This is a genomic window from Pseudoalteromonas sp. US3C1004 (assembly GCF_048401065.1).
Taxonomy (GTDB): Bacteria; Pseudomonadota; Gammaproteobacteria; order Enterobacterales; family Alteromonadaceae; genus Pseudoalteromonas; species Pseudoalteromonas undina.
In genome coordinates, this window is record NZ_CP183073.1 from 973,235 (window position 1) to 990,722 (window position 17,488).

The 17,488-nt window shown below is 40.6% G+C and carries 17 protein-coding genes; 6 read left to right on the top strand and 11 right to left on the bottom strand.

Features of this window, described 5'->3' with window-relative positions:
- Positions 1 to 2 precede the first annotated feature (2 nt).
- On the bottom strand, positions 3 to 2,465 hold the full coding sequence (fadE, locus tag ACNSN3_RS04550) for an acyl-CoA dehydrogenase FadE (protein ID WP_418608650.1): 2,463 nt from the start codon (positions 2,463 to 2,465) through the stop codon (positions 3 to 5).
- A gap of 309 nt (positions 2,466 to 2,774) precedes the next feature.
- Here fadE and ACNSN3_RS04555 point away from each other — a divergent pair, with 309 nt between their 5' ends.
- The gene (locus ACNSN3_RS04555; RefSeq protein ID WP_008111650.1) at positions 2,775 to 3,539 is read left to right on the top strand and encodes a class II glutamine amidotransferase; all 765 of its coding nucleotides are present in this window, start codon (positions 2,775 to 2,777) and stop codon (positions 3,537 to 3,539) included.
- A gap of 113 nt (positions 3,540 to 3,652) precedes the next feature.
- Here ACNSN3_RS04555 and ACNSN3_RS04560 read toward each other — a convergent pair whose 3' ends face one another.
- From ACNSN3_RS04560 to cmoA, 5 genes are all read right to left on the bottom strand, one after another.
- Positions 3,653 to 4,450, bottom strand: coding sequence for a DUF3108 domain-containing protein (locus ACNSN3_RS04560; protein WP_418609041.1), 798 nt, complete (start codon positions 4,448 to 4,450; stop codon positions 3,653 to 3,655).
- Positions 4,404 to 5,051 (bottom strand): phosphoribosylglycinamide formyltransferase, encoded by a 648-nt coding sequence (gene purN, locus ACNSN3_RS04565; RefSeq protein ID WP_054202175.1) that lies wholly within the window; start codon positions 5,049 to 5,051, stop codon positions 4,404 to 4,406. The genes ACNSN3_RS04560 and purN overlap by 47 nt, the downstream gene beginning before the upstream one ends.
- Positions 5,051 to 6,103: a phosphoribosylformylglycinamidine cyclo-ligase gene (gene purM, locus ACNSN3_RS04570; protein WP_054202176.1), complete on the bottom strand. Its 1,053-nt coding sequence runs from the start codon at positions 6,101 to 6,103 to the stop codon at positions 5,051 to 5,053. The genes purN and purM overlap by 1 nt, the downstream gene beginning before the upstream one ends.
- A 196-nt stretch (positions 6,104 to 6,299) precedes the next feature.
- Entirely contained in the window at positions 6,300 to 7,268 is a 969-nt protein-coding gene (gene cmoB, locus ACNSN3_RS04575; RefSeq protein ID WP_010391439.1) for a tRNA 5-methoxyuridine(34)/uridine 5-oxyacetic acid(34) synthase CmoB, read from the bottom strand.
- A 15-nt stretch (positions 7,269 to 7,283) separates the two neighbouring features.
- Positions 7,284 to 8,009, bottom strand: coding sequence for a carboxy-S-adenosyl-L-methionine synthase CmoA (cmoA, locus tag ACNSN3_RS04580; RefSeq protein ID WP_008111640.1), 726 nt, complete (start codon positions 8,007 to 8,009; stop codon positions 7,284 to 7,286).
- A gap of 116 nt (positions 8,010 to 8,125) precedes the next feature.
- On the opposite strand from cmoA, the gene ACNSN3_RS04585 reads away from it, so the two are divergent.
- A complete protein-coding gene (locus ACNSN3_RS04585) occupies positions 8,126 to 8,809 on the top strand; it encodes a DUF3334 family protein (RefSeq protein WP_010391441.1) in 684 nt (227 codons plus the stop codon).
- A 131-nt stretch (positions 8,810 to 8,940) separates the two neighbouring features.
- Here the strand turns inward: ACNSN3_RS04585 and ACNSN3_RS04590 are convergent, their stop codons facing one another.
- From ACNSN3_RS04590 to ACNSN3_RS04600, 3 genes are all read right to left on the bottom strand, one after another.
- The gene (locus ACNSN3_RS04590) at positions 8,941 to 9,528 is read right to left on the bottom strand and encodes a hypothetical protein (protein WP_076921601.1); all 588 of its coding nucleotides are present in this window, start codon (positions 9,526 to 9,528) and stop codon (positions 8,941 to 8,943) included.
- A gap of 64 nt (positions 9,529 to 9,592) precedes the next feature.
- Positions 9,593 to 10,090, bottom strand: a complete 498-nt coding sequence (locus ACNSN3_RS04595) for a M48 family metallopeptidase (RefSeq protein WP_418608651.1) — start codon at positions 10,088 to 10,090, stop codon at positions 9,593 to 9,595.
- Between the two features lie 27 nt (positions 10,091 to 10,117).
- Positions 10,118 to 10,966, bottom strand: a complete 849-nt coding sequence (locus ACNSN3_RS04600; protein ID WP_008111629.1) for a DUF72 domain-containing protein — start codon at positions 10,964 to 10,966, stop codon at positions 10,118 to 10,120.
- Between the two features lie 237 nt (positions 10,967 to 11,203).
- On the opposite strand from ACNSN3_RS04600, the gene aspS reads away from it, so the two are divergent.
- Positions 11,204 to 12,982: an aspartate--tRNA ligase gene (aspS, locus tag ACNSN3_RS04605; RefSeq protein WP_418608652.1), complete on the top strand. Its 1,779-nt coding sequence runs from the start codon at positions 11,204 to 11,206 to the stop codon at positions 12,980 to 12,982.
- An 89-nt stretch (positions 12,983 to 13,071) separates the two neighbouring features.
- Positions 13,072 to 13,671, top strand: a complete 600-nt coding sequence (locus ACNSN3_RS04610; protein WP_418608653.1) for a pentapeptide repeat-containing protein — start codon at positions 13,072 to 13,074, stop codon at positions 13,669 to 13,671.
- Between the two features lie 39 nt (positions 13,672 to 13,710).
- On the opposite strand, the gene ACNSN3_RS04615 is transcribed toward ACNSN3_RS04610, so the two are convergent.
- A complete protein-coding gene (locus tag ACNSN3_RS04615; RefSeq protein ID WP_008111621.1) occupies positions 13,711 to 14,034 on the bottom strand; it encodes a hypothetical protein in 324 nt (107 codons plus the stop codon).
- Positions 14,035 to 14,163: 129 nt separating this feature from the next.
- Between ACNSN3_RS04615 and ACNSN3_RS04620 the strand changes: the two genes are divergently transcribed.
- Positions 14,164 to 14,910, top strand: a complete 747-nt coding sequence (locus ACNSN3_RS04620; RefSeq protein WP_418608654.1) for an alpha/beta hydrolase — start codon at positions 14,164 to 14,166, stop codon at positions 14,908 to 14,910.
- Between the two features lie 70 nt (positions 14,911 to 14,980).
- On the opposite strand, the gene ACNSN3_RS04625 is transcribed toward ACNSN3_RS04620, so the two are convergent.
- On the bottom strand, positions 14,981 to 16,183 hold the full coding sequence (locus ACNSN3_RS04625; protein ID WP_418608655.1) for an alpha/beta fold hydrolase: 1,203 nt from the start codon (positions 16,181 to 16,183) through the stop codon (positions 14,981 to 14,983).
- A 310-nt stretch (positions 16,184 to 16,493) separates the two neighbouring features.
- Here ACNSN3_RS04625 and ACNSN3_RS04630 point away from each other — a divergent pair, with 310 nt between their 5' ends.
- Entirely contained in the window at positions 16,494 to 17,333 is an 840-nt protein-coding gene (locus ACNSN3_RS04630; RefSeq protein WP_013464577.1) for an isopenicillin N synthase family dioxygenase, read from the top strand.
- Positions 17,334 to 17,488 lie beyond the last annotated feature (155 nt).

Below are 17,488 nucleotides of genomic sequence, written 5' to 3' on the forward strand. Positions count from 1 at the left end.
AGTTAAGCAGCATCTGCCTTTTTAGTTTTAGCTTTGCTATTACGCGCTGCTTTGCCAGCAAGTAAATCTGCAGGGTCAAAGTCATCAACATTAATCACGTCTAGACGATCTTTTTCTACTGCAGCGAGCTTATCGGCTTCTGCTTGGCTTAAAATACCCGCTTCTAAACCCATTTGCGCCACTTTATCAAGCTGGAAGAATGGCAGCTTTACGCCTTTCTCTTTACATACACGCTCAAACAATGGCTCGACTTCTAGAACGTCTTTAAGCGTTTGCTCTTGACGGCCTACAAGGTTAAGCGGTTCGTTTGTAAGGTATACATAGCTTGCTAAACGATTACGTGTTTCGCTAGGAACTTGTAACAACTGCGCTAGTTTGTGCTCAAGTTTGTCGGTAGGTTTACGAACCGGACGACCAAACGGGAATAACAATACTTTTAAAACACCACGTAGTGGAGCCGACGGCATGTTATTGATTAAATCAGCAAGTGCACGCTGGCAGTGGTAAAGGTGATCCTGACAGCTCCATTGAACCAATGCAAAATCTTCTTTTTTACGGCCTTCGTCGTTGTAACGTTTTAGCGTTGCAGATACTAAGTAAAGGTAACTTAATAAGTCGCCTAAACGTGCTGAAATACGTTCTTTACGTTTAAGAGAACCACCAAATACCGCCATGCTAATGTCTGACATAAGTGCAAGTGATGCACTAAAGCGAGACGCAATACGGTAAAACTCTGCAGTTTCGTCTTTGTATGGCACGCTAGTAAAGCGAGCGCCAGTAAGCGCAAGCCACTTAGTACGTACAAGGTTAGACATGGTAAAGCCAATGTGACCCATTAGCGCTTTATCAAATACGTTAAGCGCTTCTTCGCGGTCTTCAATTTCACACGCACCTAGCTCGGTAAGTACAAATGGATGACAACGAATTGCACCTTGACCATAAATAATCATATTACGGGTCAAGATGTTTGCACCTTCAACGGTAATGGCAATAGGTGCACCTTGATAGCCACGACCCAAATAGTTATTTGGCCCAAGCATGATCCCTTTACCGCCTAGCACGTCCATTGCATGAATGGTTGAATCGCGCATTTGCTCGGTAAGGTGGTACTTAATAATCGCCGACACAACTGATGGTTTCTCGCCTAAATCAACCGCGCCCGTAGACATGCTTACTGCAGCGTCTGAGCTGTAAGCATAACCGGCAAGCTTCGCCATTGATTCTTCAACCCCTTCCATTTTACCAATAGGTAAGCGGAATTGACGACGAATACGGCTATAAGCACCGGTTGCTACTGCAATCATTTTAATGCCACCGGCTGAATTTGACGGCAACGTAATTGCACGACCAACCGATAAACATTCAACTAGCATACGCCAGCCTTGACCAGCCATTTCTGGGCCGCCAATAATGTAATCAAGTGGAACGAAAATATCTTTACCGCGAGTAGGGCCGTTTTGGAATGGCACATTAAGCGGGAAGTGGCGACGACCAATTTCTACCCCTGGGGTATCTGTTGGGATCAGTGCGCAGGTAATACCTGGCTCTTTAACGTCGCTTAATAATCCATCAGGATCTTGTAACTTAAATGCTAGACCAAGTACCGTAGCTACAGGCGCAAGTGTTATGTAACGTTTGTTCCATGTAAGGCTTACACCAACTACTTCTTCGCCATTCCATTGCCCTTTACACACTACACCGTAGTCTGGAATTGAGCTTGCATCAGAACCCGCCTCTGGCGAGGTAAGTGCAAAACATGGAATTTCTTGACCGCTTGCTAAACGCGGTAAGTAATGATTTTTTTGGTCTTCAGTACCATAGTGCTGTAATAGCTCACCTGGGCCTAACGAGTTAGGTACACCAACAATTGACGAAAGCAATGTTGATTTACTGGTTAGTTTTTGCAGTACACACGATTGTGCAAATGCAGAGAATTCTAAGCCGCCGTATTCCTTTTTAATGATCATGGCAAAGAACTTGTTATCTTTTAGATATTGCCATACATCCTGAGGTAAATCAGTCAGCTCATGCGTAGCTTCCCAATCATCAAGCATACTACATACAACTTCAACAGGGCCGTCGATAAATGCCTGCTCTTCAATAGTAAGTTTTGGAACTGGATACTGGTGAAGCTTTTTCCAATCTGGATTACCACAAAATAAATCCGCTTCCCACCACGTAGTACCCGCATCGATTGCTGACTTTTCGGTGTCAGACATACTCGGTGTTACTTTTTTAAAGATGGTGAAAATAGGTTTGATAATGTATTGCTGGCGAATACCAGTAACTGAAAGAGGCACTGCGATGATTAAAAAGATCACCCAGCTAATTAAACCAAAAGCACCAGCAAAGGTACCAATTAATAATGTTGCGGCAGAAACACCAAGTGCTGTGTTCCAACTCGCTCTGTGGTAAAGCGCAATGCTGAGCAGTGCGATTAAACCAAGTGTAAATATGAGTGTCATTGCTAATTCCTTAATAGAGGTCAGACCACCTCGTTTAGAGTAGCGCTAGTAACGCTAAGTTTCAAGTACATTACTTAGATTAAAGTGTAGTTATCGGTACGATTATTACAATGCGTTGTATGTTATACGAACAGTTTGGCTGTAATCGTTTATTTTGGCTTATCATAAAAAAATATAAGCATTAAAAAAATCAATTAATCTAGTAGTAATATAAGTTTAATTAAGTAAATATACTTATGATGATCAGTGTACGCTTATTAAAAATAGAACGATATTCTATGTTTAGCTTTTTAAAGGTTTATTTATTTTATGTGTGAATTACTTGGCATGTCAGCCAATGTGCCAACGGATATTTGTTTTAGTTTTTCAGGGTTGTTGGAGCGTGGTGGAAATACTGGCCCGCATAAAGACGGCTGGGGTATTACTTTTTATGAAGGTAAAGGCTGCAGAACCTTTAAAGATCCAGAGCCAAGTTACCAGTCAGAAATAGCAAAGCTGGTAAAAGCGTACCCAATTAAAAGCGTATCGGTTATTAGTCATATTCGCCAAGGGAATCGTGGTCGGGTGTGTCTTGAAAACACTCATCCGTTTACCCGAGAGTTGTGGGGGCGCGAAATAACCTATGCGCACAATGGGCAGCTTTCAAATTATCACGATTTAAAACCAGAGTATTATCGACCTGTGGGAAACACCGACAGTGAACTCGCTTTTTGTTGGTTACTTGACAAAATTCGCGAAAAATACCCAAAGCGTCCAAGTAATATGGCGTCGGTTTTTAGATATGCCGCCAAGCTTTCGCATACACTGCGTGAAAAGGGCGTATTTAATATGTTATTGACCGATGGTGTATTTGTTTTAGCGTATTGTACTAATAACTTACACTATATAACGCGCCGTGCGCCATTTGGTAAAGCTACATTGATTGATGCGGACATGGTGGTCGACTTTCAACAAGAAACCACGCCAAACGATGTAGTGACGGTTATAGCCACAAGGCCTTTGACGAATGATGAGCGCTGGCAAAAAATGCAGCCAGGAGAGTTTGCGTTATTTAAAATGGGTGAATTAATGTAGCTTGGGTAGAGTGAAATGAAACCCAGCTTAAAGTTTTAAATTTAAGTATTAAAATGAAAAGCCCAAGTTATGGTCGTCACACTTGGGCCTTTCACTTTCACCTTTTAAGCAATTTATTCAGGTGTTATTTCGTTTTTAACTTGTGCAGGTAAAGCAGGTGGGTTGATCACGGTAAATGAGTTCATCTGTACTTCAAACTGCTCCACACCTTTTTCGCCTTTCCACATGCGCACTAGCATGTAATCCATTTCTGGGGCAAACCAGGCTAAAGCTTGGCGTTTATCGTTATCGTATAAGCGTTTAACTTTCACTGCTTCTACATTACCTATAGGCAGAGAAATCATTTCGGTTTCTACCACTTCAAAGTCGTAGTCACGGCAATTACCTTTTTTATCAACCAACGGAAACGAGAAGTTGGTTTTGCCTTTTTTAAGACCTTCACGAACTTGTACTTGATAAGAAATACCATCTTGGAAGTTATCATGCCATTGGCATTTTAACGGGTAGTCGCTGGTGTTACTGGTAACAGTTTTGGTTAGACGGTCAAAGTTAATTTCATACTTTTTGTCAGGCCCTGTGCCTGTGCGGATCATCGTGTAATCAATAGGCTCTACTTTATCATTCATAAAGCTAAAGGTTGATGACTCTTGACGTGAGTCAGAGAAAATCATCCATTCAATATCGCTGTGGTAAGTGACTTGGTAGTTATTATTATCGAGTTTTTTTAGTTCTCGCTCGGCTTTGCCATGATTAGTGCCTTTGCGCAAAATATCATAACTAGCTTGGTACTGGGTTAACTCGCCTGCAATCAGGCTGGTAGGAAGTAATAAAGTGCCCGCACATAGTAGCCAAGCACTTAATTTTTTATTTTGGGTAGTGCGCGCCGTGTGCAGGAAGTTGTTTTTCGTCAAGAACTGCATAATCTGCTTCCATCGTAAGTCGTTGTTCACTGAACCACTTGACCACCAAAGGATAAATTATGTGCTCTTGCGCATGCACACGTTTAGCGAGCGTGTCTGCTGTATCGTTTGCTAATACAGGCACTTTAGCTTGAAGAATAACGGGTCCGCCATCTAATTCTTCAGTTACAAAGTGAACACTAACGCCGTGAACGTCGTCTTTTGCATCAATTGCTCTTTGGTGGGTATTCAGCCCCTGGTACTTAGGCAACAAAGATGGATGAATGTTCAACATTTTTCCAACATATTTTTGCACTAAGCTAGGAGTTAGAATACGCATAAACCCAGCTAATACAACTAGATTTGGTTCAAAAGAGTCAATTATATGCATTAACTGGGCATCGTAAGCTTCGCGTGAGTCAAACTCTTTATGACTCAGTACTTGCGTAGCAATGCCTACACTTTTTGCACGCTCTAACCCATATGCGTCTGCTTTATTACTAATAACAGCCGCAATATGAGCGTTTATCTCGCCGCTTTCACAGGCATCAATAATGGCTTGTAAATTTGAGCCACTGCCTGAGATTAAAACTACTAGACGAGTGGGTGCCATTACGCAGCACCACCTACAATTTCAACTTGCTCTTCGCCCGCGACCGCATCTTGAATTTCACCAAGGTGCCATGCGTTTTCGCCAAGATCTTTTAAAATGTTTAAGCTGTTATCAAGTTGATCTGCAGGTACAACTAACACCATACCTACGCCACAGTTGAATGTGCGGTACATTTCGTGAGTGGTAATATTGCCATTTTCTTGCAACCAACTAAATACAGTAGGCCACTGCCAGCTATCACCTTTAACAACCGCTTTAGCAGATTCAGGTAATACACGAGGGATATTTTCCCAAAAACCGCCACCAGTAATATGCGAAAGCGCATGCACATCTACTTGCTTAAACAACTCAAGTAATGGCTTAACGTAAATGCGTGTTGGTTCTAAAAGGTGCTCACCTAAGGTTTTGCCATCAATCACTTGGTTAGTATCAGCGTTAGAGACTTCTAATACTTTACGAATTAGTGAGAAACCGTTTGAGTGTGGACCACTAGAAGCAAGCGCAATTAGCTGATCGCCTGCGGCTACTTTTGTGCCATCAATAATTTTTGATTTTTCTACCACACCGGTACAAAAGCCTGCCATGTCGTAGTCTTCACCATCATACATACCTGGCATTTCAGCTGTTTCGCCACCAATTAGGGCACAACCTGAAATTTCACAACCTTTACCAATACCGGTTACTACGTCGGCTGCTGTGTCTACATCTAGTTTACCCGTTGCATAGTAATCTAGAAAAAACAGGGGTTCAGCGCCTTGTACTATTAAATCATTTACACACATCGCAACTAAGTCGATACCTACAGTATCGTGCTTTTTAAGGTCAATTGCTAAACGTAACTTAGTGCCAACACCGTCAGTGCCTGCTACAAGTACGGGTTGCTTATAACCTTCAGGAATTTCGCAAAGTGCGCCAAAACCACCAATTCCGCCCATCACTTCAGGACGACGAGTTTTTTTAACTACGCCTTTAATACGCTCAACAAGTGCATTACCAGCGTCGATATCTACGCCCGCGTCTTTATAGCTTAGAGACTGTTTTTGTTCGCTCACAGGTTTTCCTCAAAATAGTTGTTTTGATGCTTACTTAGAAACGCGCGTATTTTACAACAATTGCAAGGGCGCGGCTAGTTGAAATCTGGATTTGATTTTAAAGACAAGGACACTTGTCCGCTAGTTGCTGTATTAGTAAACAAAAAAAGCGCCCAATGGCGCTTTTTAATATGGAAATAAAAATTAATACTACAAATTAGGCTTTAGCTGTAAGTATCGCTCTAAGTGGAGCAGGGTAGCCTTCAATGGTTTTACTGGTGTCAGTAGGGTCTAAAAAGTCAACTAAAGATTCGTTTTCCATCCAGTCAGTTTTACGCTGCTCGTCGAGCGTTGTAATAGCACAATCTTTAATTTGCACATCTTTAAAGCCAACACGTTCCATCCACAATTTTAATGCCGCAGTGCTTGGAATAAACCATACATTACGCATTTTTGCGTAGCGGTCGGTCGGTACTAAAACGGTGTTTTCATCGCCTTCAATAACTAAAGTTTCAAGTACTAGCTCACCACCAGGGCGAAGCTGTGCCTTTAATTGCGCTAAAAAGTCGATAGGTGAGCGACGGTGATAAAGTACTCCCATCGAAAATACCGTATCAAATGCTTTAAGCTCTGGCAGGGCTTCTACACCTAATGGTAATAAATGCACGTTTTCATCAGGGTTGAAGTGTTTAATTGCCTGAAACTGGCACAAAAATAAGTCAGATGGGTCAATACCCACCACAAACTGTGCACCTTCACCGCGCATACGCCATAAGTGATATCCCGAGCCACAACCAATATCTAATACAGTACGGCCTTTTAATGGCTCAATATGCGGTAGGAGTCGATCCCATTTCCAGTCACTGCGCCATTCTGTATTAATATCGATACCGTGCACATTAAATGGACCTTTTCGCCAAGGCATCATGCGTTTTAATAAATGCGTGGTTTGCTTTTTTTCGCCTTCAGTCATTTCGCCAGGCGCGCCTATTGCTACTTTGCTGACAATATCAACTTGGTTTGTTGATACCTCAGGTAAGTTTTTTAGTACTTTTTGCCATTGAGGCAAATCGCCATGGCTGGCCTCTTGTTGCCAATGCTTTAATTGCGCAGGCAAGGTTTCTAGCCAGTGGCTAAGTGGGCTTTGTGCAATAGCAGCGTAAAATTGGTTAAACCATGCAGACATGTGTCACTCTCTAAATTATTTAATTGCTACCATTGAGCAAAAATTAAAACATTGATACCACACTTGCGTTTGGCTAAAACCAATGTCGCTTAAACGTTGTGTATGTGTGCTAAGTGTATCGGGGCGCATTACGTTTTCAATGGCGGTACGCTTTTGGCTTATTTCTAGCTCAGAGTAGCCATTATGACGTTTAAAGTCGTGGTGCAAGTCAATCAGTAAGTTATCACATTGCTCGTTTTCGGCTTTAATTTTTTCACTTAATAGCAAAACGCCACCGGGCTTTAAATTAGCGTATATTTTTTCAAGTACCGCTTTGCGCTGCGCAGGTGGAATAAACTGCAGAGTAAAATTCATCGCTACTACTGAGGCATTTTGAATATCAAGCTCGTTAATATCACCTAATGTAACCGTTACAGGAACATCAGATCTGAACCCTTGTAAATGGACCTTACAACGCTCCACCATGGCTTGTGAGTTATCTACAGCAATAATATGACAGCTATCAGTTTGAATATTACGGCGCATACTTAGGGTAACCGCCCCTAACGAGCAGCCTAGGTCATACAAATTTGAATTTGGCTGAGCATACTCACCAGCTAATTTTCCCATGGTACTTACAATAGTGGCATAACCGGGTACCGAGCGTTGGATCATGTCGGGAAATACTTCAACCACGTTTTGATCAAAACTAAAGTCTTTTACTTGTTGCTCAGAGGCATAAATACTGTCTTTTATACTCACGAAGGCAGTCTCTTTGAAAATAATAGTGCTATTTTAACATTTTATGCTGGATAGTCAGTGATAAATTCAGTAGCTTGACTAGAATTATGAAGAATAAGTATAAAAGAGATTATTAAATGAGCAAAAGTAAGGTTATTAGTACCGACGATATATTAGCAACATTATGCCACTCAGTAACGGGTGTACTTTCATCAGCCAGCGGCAACGAGATCAGCTATTCAGCCATGGTACAAAAAATTACCCGCACATGTATGCGACCAGACATAGGTTGTTTTGTTTTATTTGACGGGGGCTTTACCGGCTTAGTTGTTACCAACTTTACGGCGCAAGCGGCGATGGAAATTTATGGCGATTACATGCGTAATATGGGCATGCCAGAAGACGAAATCGCGCATAGTCACTTATCTGATGACGTTTCAAACGTGATGGGTGAGTTGATGAACCAAATAGTGGGCGACTTCACGTCAAAAGTGCGTGAACAGCTACATACCTCTATTACCCAAAACCAGCCAAAAATGATGGCTATTAATAAGCAAGTGCAAATATCGGTTGATACCACTATGGATCGCCCGCAAGCTCGCCGTGTAACGTTTACAACTCGCAATCAAAATATCTTCTATTTAGAATTAGCGATGGATAAAACAGAGTTTATTAAACTTCACGACTTTGACATTGTAGAAGCTGTAGACCCAGACGACATCATCGCAAACGAAGCCAAGCAAAAAGCGGATAAAGAAAAAGCAAAACAGCCAAAGCAAGATGATAGCGACGACGACTTTATGGCCGAATTAGGGCTTTAACGTTTTACGTAAATTGGGTTGAGTGAAACGAAATCTAACGAGCTAGCTGTCAGTTTGTAGCTATTAGTGGTAAGTTAAAAAGTTACTCAAATAAAAAAGTGCGATTTGAAATCGTACTTTTTTATTTGAGTTTATTTTATATACTTTTTATCTTTACTCATTTTGTTTATTTCTTCCTTCCAATTTATTGCAGATTTTTGAACCGCGTTTAACTCCTTCCTAAGCTCAGCTTTCCACTCCTGCTTTTGGAATTGAACAAGATTTTCAAGAAAGGTATAAAATTTAGAGTCAGCTTCAATAAAGTTGTCAGAAACTTGAGCTAACTCATTAAAATTTAATTTTGAAATAATTGCTGCCTCTGAAACGTTATTATTACTACTGTTTAGACTTATCGCGTTTCTGATAAGAATAGTTTTTATATCATTATCTGTCTTTTCATTAGAGTGTTTAATATCGACATTTGAATTTAAAAGTGACATTAAGCTACGAGAATCATTTATATAAGTTTCGACAGATTTAAAAATAACCTCAATTTTTTCTCTTTCAACGGCTCTAAGTTTTTCACCTCTTTCGTACTCATGATTATTACGCTGCCTTTTATCCATTCTATACTGAACATAGAATGCGATTAAGAAAGCAAAGAATATTGCTAAAAAGCTAGATAATGGCTGAATAATTAATGGGTATTTTTCAGCTGATTCTTGCAATAATTGAAGCATATTGATCTCACTTTATTTTTAATTAAACGGTACTTTTTTGAAAAAAGATAAAATCTATATAGCACTAAATATACGGATTCTCACCCATCGCAATAGCTACACAAAAAATCCGTAAATCCAGCTCTAGCTGATGGTACTGCGGCTCCATATGGCAGCATAATTTATAAAAGCCTTTGTTATGGTCTTTTTCTTTAAAATGCGCGAGTTCGTGCACCACTAATGCTTTTAATAATGGCTCAGGGGCGCGCAATAAATCGCTGTTTATTGCTAAATCGTGCTTGCGGGTTTTACCTTGCATACGGTACGTGTGGGTACCGAGCGCATTGGTAACCATATCACCTTGTTTTTTAAACGCAGCGCGGCCAAATGGCGGGGCGTTTTTTAAATATTGCTTTTTTAGCTCAGTGGCGTAGCTATACAGTAACTTATCACTGGTAATACGATGCGCCTGCGGGTACTTTTTAAGTAAATACTCACTTACCTTTCCTGCTTTTATTAGTCCTAATACTTGCTCAACGATATTGGCAGGGTAGCCGGTAAAGTAACGTGCGTATTCACTCATTATTGTCTCTGTATTTTGAATTTATTTTTAAAAAAGTGCTTGCTGGTGGGCTTCTTTTTCGCCACTAAATGGATTGAGTACATTGTGATTATACCCCAAATCTTGGCAAAACTGGCGAGCCAGCAGCGGCGCTTCGCGGTTATCAGCGGTATGAAAAAACACATAGGGGCTTTTGCCCTCATCAAGCCACTGGGTTACTTTGCTAAGCCAAGGCTGATAAAAGGTCTTATAATCGTTTTCTAAGTTAGCAATAACGAAGCGCGCCATAGGCTGCGAGCCCGTAGCAATAGCGTGAACTGGTAAATGCGGTTTTTTCTGTTGTGCGTCTATTAGCGCTTCGGTGGTTGGCTTTACTGCAAAGAGCGCCCGAGTATCCATAGCAATACGGTTTATATTATGTGCCATTAAAAGCTGATTAAGTGCGATTTCGGCCTCACCTTTTTTAAAAAAATCAGGGTGGCGTACCTCAACCCCATAGTTTAGCTCTTTAGGAAGTAACTCAATAAAAGCGGCAAGCTTAGCTAAATGTTGTGGCGCAAACGCTTTAGGTAATTGCAGCATTATTTGCCCTGTTTTTTCAAATAGAGGGGCGAATAAATTAAGCCAATTAGTTAGCTCATGTTGCACGTTAGTAAGTTGGAGTTCGTGACTAAAGCGCCGATGAAACTTAAAGGTAAATTTAAACTCATCGGGTACACTGGCAGCCCATCGTAATACAGTGTCAGGCAAGGGATCGGCATAAAAACTGGTGTTACCTTCTACCGAATTAAAATGCTGCGCATATTCGCTAAGCATATCGGCATTTTTACACTGGCGTGAAAATAAATTTCCTTTCCATGCGTTGCTCGACCATTGCGGGCATCCAATATATAGCATACAAACAAAAGCCTTGATATAAAGTGCCGGTAGTGTAACAAATAACAAAACAGTGCGCTGTAAATTCCACCCCGAAAGGTAAACACGCCCTAGCATCTTCAACCTACTTGGGTATAATGCAGGGCTTAATTTGATTATTTTGAATTGCTAGCGGCTTTATTTTCATTTTGGTGTTTATAAAAACTTTTAAAACAACAGTGTTTAACCGCTATATGCCTTTTATCTGACAGGAAAACTATGCGCTCTATATACTGCGGACAGCTAAATAAAACTCACGTAGATCAGGAAGTTGAACTATGTGGCTGGATCAACAAACGACGTGACCTTGGTGGACTTATCTTTGTCGATTTACGCGATAGAGAAGGTTTAGTACAAGTTGTATTCGATCCGGAAGTTGAAGGATTAATGGAAACAGCTAACAAACTTCGTCAAGAATTTTGTGTTCAGTTAAAAGGGATTGTACGCGCTCGCCCAGATAGCCAAGTAAATAAAGACATGGCTACCGGTGAAGTAGAAATTTTAGGCACGGGTTTAACGATTATTAACCGCTCTGAGCCTATGCCACTTGATTTTAACCAAGTGAACTCAGAAGAGCGTCGTTTAAAATACCGTTACTTAGATTTACGTCGTTTAGAAATGAGCGACCGTATTAAATTACGTGCTAAAGCAAGCAGCTTTGTACGTCGCTTTTTAGATGAAAATGGCTTTTTAGATATCGAAACGCCAGTATTAACTAAAGCAACGCCAGAAGGTGCGCGTGATTATTTAGTACCAAGTCGTGTACACAAAGGTAGCTTTTACGCATTACCGCAGTCGCCACAGTTATTTAAGCAATTGTTGATGATGTCGGGTTTTGACCGTTACTACCAAATTGTTAAATGTTTCCGTGACGAAGACTTACGTGCTGACCGTCAACCTGAATTTACTCAAATAGATTTAGAAACCTCGTTCATGAGCTCTGATCAAGTACGTGGCATGACAGAGAAAATGATCCGCGAAATGTGGCAGTCATTACTAAATGTTGATTTAGGTGATTTCCCAATTATGCCTTACTCTGAGGCAATGAGCTTATATGGTTCTGATAAGCCAGACTTACGTAACCCAATGAAGCTTATTGATGTTGCTGATTTAGTAAAAGACGTAGAATTTAAAGTATTCTCAGACCCTGCAAACGATGAAAAAGGCCGTGTTGCAGTATTAACGGTACCAGGTGGCGCATCACTTTCTCGTAAGCAACTAGATGATTACACTAAGTTTATCGGTATTTACGGTGCTAAAGGTTTAGCGTGGATGAAAGTAAATGACCGCGATGCAGGCGTTGAGGGCGTGCAATCGCCAATCGCTAAATTCTTAAATGAAGATGTGATCACGCAGTTACTTGAACGTACTAATGCACAAACAGGCGATATCATTTTATTTGGTGCGGATAAACGCAACACCGTAAATGAAGCCATGGGCGCACTTCGTTTAAAAATTGGTATTGATTTAGAAATCACTAATTTAGATAGCTGGGCACCACTTTGGGTTGTTGACTTCCCAATGTTTGAAGAAGATGACGAAGGCACATTACACGCTGTACACCATCCATTTACTGCACCAAAAGATATTAGTGCCAGTGAGCTTGAAGCAAACCCAGCAGCGGCTATTTCAGATGCTTACGATATGGTATTAAACGGCTACGAAGTGGGCGGTGGCTCGGTACGTATTCACAATGCAGATATGCAAGAAGCGGCATTTAGAATTTTAGGTATTGAAGCGCAAGAGCAGCAAGATAAATTTGGTTTCTTACTTGATGCACTTAAATACGGCACACCGCCGCATGCAGGTTTAGCGTTCGGTTTAGACCGTTTAGTTATGTTGTTATGTGGTACTGATAACATTCGTGACGTTATTGCTTTCCCTAAAACCACACAAGCATCGTGTTTATTAACCGATGCACCAAGCAAAGCTAACAGCGATTCGCTGACAGAGCTTGCAATTAGTGTAGTTGAGAAAGAATTACCAAGCGCAGAATAAAGCTAGCTTTTAGTTAGATCAAAACCCCTTAGGCTAAATACCTAAGGGGTTTTTTGTTCGGCATAACCCAATTTAGGTGCTTTATTTTTATGAGCGAGTTATTTAAAGATAGTCATTATTTTGATCAGTCATTTTCAAACTTTACAGCAAATGCAAAGCGCTTTAGCGATATTGAGTTTGAACAATGTCAGTTTATTGATTGCGATTTTAGTCACAGCCAGTTTAGTGCCTGTCGGTTTATAGAGTGTGAATTTATTAACTGTAATTTGACTGAACTTAATTGGAATTACAGCTCCTTAGAAGAGGTGAGCTTTGCAAATTGTAAGCTCAATAGCATAGTGTGGGGGCAAGTAAATTGGCCGCAATTAGCGCTAACGTCACCGGTGAGTTTTAAACAGTGTGAGCTGAGCCATAGTTCGTTTTTTGAATTACAGTTAAAAGCCTTAACAATGACGAACTGTTTTGCCAAAGATGTCGATTTTAGACACGCTAACTTAGCTCAAAGCAACTTCTCGGATACTGACTTTAGAGACAGCCTGTTTCATCAAACTAATTTGAGTAAAGTAAACTTTGTTGGCGCAACGCAATTTAATATTGATATAACAAGCAATGATGTGAGTAATGCAAAGTTTGAACGGCTTGAAGCGTTAAATCTATTAACAGGACTTGATATCGAGCTGGTTGATTAGCCGCAAGAGCTTACGGCTAATACGTTATTATATTTACTATTAGCAAGCAGGGCCATTTTTGTTGCGCGCGCTAGCAAGTGCACGGGCTATGCTCAGTAGCTCTGGCGAAATATCATCAGCGCCATCTTTAATCAGTTTAGTTACATCACCTGATGAATATAAGCTATCACGCGGTGATTTAATTCCCAGCTCTCTCACAAAGTCTTTGGTTTTACCTGTACTGCCGGTTTCAATGAACTTAAAAATAATGCGTTCGTTGTTACTTTTCGGCTCGGCTTGTAACACTTTAATTTCTTCTTGGTAGGCTTCAATTCTGCTTTGTAGAATGTCGATGCGTTGTTCAATGCTGCTGTATGATTTCATGAATGGATTCTTTTGCGATAATAGTAAAACAATAATCGCTATTATCGCACAAATTAGCAAAGGCGCGCGCTAACCTTTATAATAAAAATTAATGTTAGTTAAAAATGTATAAGTAATACAAGGGAATGCATGTTAAAAATTATAAAAAAGCGTTTAATGTTAAGTGCACTGACTTTAAGCACTATGCTATTTGCATCATCAAGTTATGCCCAAGACGATGCAATCATTGATGAAAGTCGTAATCGCTCTATACCTGTAAATATTACCCTACCAGCTAACCACCTTAAGTGCAGCGCGCAATTAAAATGCCCAGTGGTATTTGTAAATGCAGGGTATGGCATTAGCCACGATGAATACACCTTTGCGAGTAAGTTATTTAATGCGCAAGGCTATTTAAGCATTGCGGTAGCACATGAACTTAAAAGTGACCCTGCACTTAATCGTGCGCAGCCATACCTAACTACTCGTATGGAAAATTGGCACCGGGGTGTTGTAACCCTCAAATTTTTAGTCAACGAGCTAAGTGTTAAATACCCTGAGTATGATTTTACAAAACTCACTTTATTTGGTCACTCAAATGGTGGAGATATTTCAGCCTTGTATGCAGCTATTTATCCAAGTGAAGTAAGCCAATTAATTACGCTCGATCACCGCCGCATGTTATTGCCACGCAATAAAAACACACGCGTGCTCACACTGCGCGGTAGTGATTATCCAGCCGATGCAAACGTGCTTTTAACCGACCAAGAGTTAACCGTTTATCCTGTTACGCAAACGTTGATAGAAAAATCACGTCACAACGATATGTACGATGGCGGGCCTAAATGGCTGGTGGATAGAATGAGTAAAGAGGTAGCGGCGTTTTTAGAAAATTAAACGATACAGTCAGTTTTTAAATTAAAATCCTAAATATAGCGCAGGGCTTACTGCGCTATTTTTGTTTTAGTTACCCCACTAATTCACTAACCACCAAAGGGCTGTTATGTAGCGTTTTATGCACAGGGCATTTGTCGGCTATTTCGAGTAATCGATTTCGCTGAGCGTCAGTTAAATCACCTTGTAAGGTTATTTTGCGGATAATGGCCTCTAGATTGCCGTTTTTTTCACAATCATCACAATCTTGGTTGTAATTGCGGGTATGGTTGAGCTCTACTTTTATGTGCTCTAGCGGCAACTCTTTGCGACTTGCATACATGCGAAGTGTCATTGCAGTACAAGCTCCAAGCCCAGCGAGTAAATGATCATAAGGGTCTGGGCCTAAGTTTTTACCACCGGCATCGGTAGGCTCATCAGCAAGCCATGTATGGTTTTTAGTACTCACGTGCTGAGTGAATTTATGATCTTTTTCTTCAACTAATACACTGCCGTTAGTTAATTTTGCACTATAGGGTGTTTTATCGTATTCAACATAGCGATTAGCCCACGTAGCAATGACATCGGCTGCGTAGTTAGCGTCTTCTTTATTGCTGAGTAAATGATCGGCATTATCTAAACTAATAAAGCTCTTTGGATGCTTAGCAGCTGCGTAAATTTTTTCGGCTTCACTAATATTCACGGTGGCATCAATAGGAGAATGCATAACTAACAAAGCACGCTTAAGCTTGCCTATATGGCTGTTATCGTATTTGGCGATGTCATCTATAAATTGCTTTTTAATCGTAAATTCCCGCCCAGCTAAACACACTTTTGCTTCACCCGATTGGTTTATTTCATCTAAATGAGCAGCAAAGTTATGAGTAACATGCTGGGCATCTGATGGCGCGCCTATAGTCGTAATGGCCGATATTTCGGGTATGTGCTCTGCTGCTGCAAGCACCGCAGCACCACCTAAGCTGTGGCCTATCAATAACTGAGGTGCTTTAAAGTGTGTTCTTAAGTGATTGGCTGCAGCCACTAAGTCTTGAATGTTTGATGAAAAGTTACTGTTGGCAAAGTCACCATCGCTATTACCAAGCCCTGTAAAATCAAAGCGTAATACAGCAATGCCTTGCTGAGTGAGCGCGCGACTTATTCGTGTTGCAGCCGCTACATCTTTAGAGCAGGTAAAACAGTGAGCAAATAAGGCATAAAATTTCACTTCACCAGAGGGCTGTTCAAGTTGTCCAGCGAGTTCTAATTCACCGCTTTTAAAAGAAACTTTTTGTCGCATGTAGAGAGCCTTAACAAGTTGATATAGTGTGTGATGCTGATAAAGAAGAGATTGGTACGATGGGATGAAAATTCAATACAAGCGTTATTTTGATCTTGATCAAGGCAGAGAAGGCTTGCTTATTGAGTGCGGACATATGTCCTTATAATTTCAAGGGGGTTTGTCTATCCTCGCACAGCATAAAAATGCAGCCTTTATTACTTGAATTAAGTAGTTAAGCTATATTTGAATGTAATACTAATTTCGTGTAGACCTGTGGCTTAAGCGGATTAGTAAATGGCTTCTAACAACCTACTTACTGGAATGTACCATGCAATTACCTACAGTTGATTATAAAGCGGACGATGCGGCTGCGCAATTTGTTGAATCGTTGAGAAATACTGGTTTTGGCGTATTAAAAAACCATCCTATTCCGCAATCTTTAGTTGAGTCTATTTATAAAAATTGGCAAGACTTTTTTAACTCAGAGCAAAAGCATGAGTTTTTATTTTCAAAAGAAACGCAAGATGGTTATTTTCCACCGTCGGTATCAGAAGTAGCTAAAGGCCATACGGTAAAAGACATTAAAGAGTACTTTCATGTTTACCCTAAAGGCCGTGTTCCTGCACAATTAGAAGCAGATGTTCGTGAGTACTACCGTTTAGCTAATGAATTTGCGGCAACATTATTAAGTTGGGTGCAGGCTGAAGCGCCTGAAGAAGTGCGTGCTAAGTTCTCTATTGATTTAAAAGATATGATTGCCCAGTCTGAGCAAACGTTGTTACGTATTTTACATTACCCGCCAATGACAGGTGATGAAGAGCCTGGTGCTATTCGTGCTGCTGCGCACGGTGATATTAACTTATTAACCGTATTACCGGCGTCAAATGAGCCAGGCTTACAAGTACAAAAAACCGATGGCGGTTGGTTAGACGTGCCATGTGATTTTGGTAGTTTAATTATTAATATTGGTGACATGCTACAAGAAGCATCGGGTGGCTACTTCCCATCAACGATTCACCGTGTAATTAATCCATCGGGTAAAGCAACAACCAAATCACGTATTTCATTACCGTTATTTTTACACCCTCGTCCAGATGTAGTGTTATCTGAACGCTACACAGCAGATAGCTACTTACAAGAGCGTTTACGTGAGTTAGGTGTAAAATAATCTTTTAGCATTTGTAATGCTCAGGTAAATAAAAAGCGGCTGTTTAGCCGCTTTTTTAGTATTTGTGTTTATTGATTTGGCACAAAGTAAATAATGGCATGCATTCTGAGCTACTAAAGGTATAATGCGCGCAACTGGCCACTTTGGCCTAATTT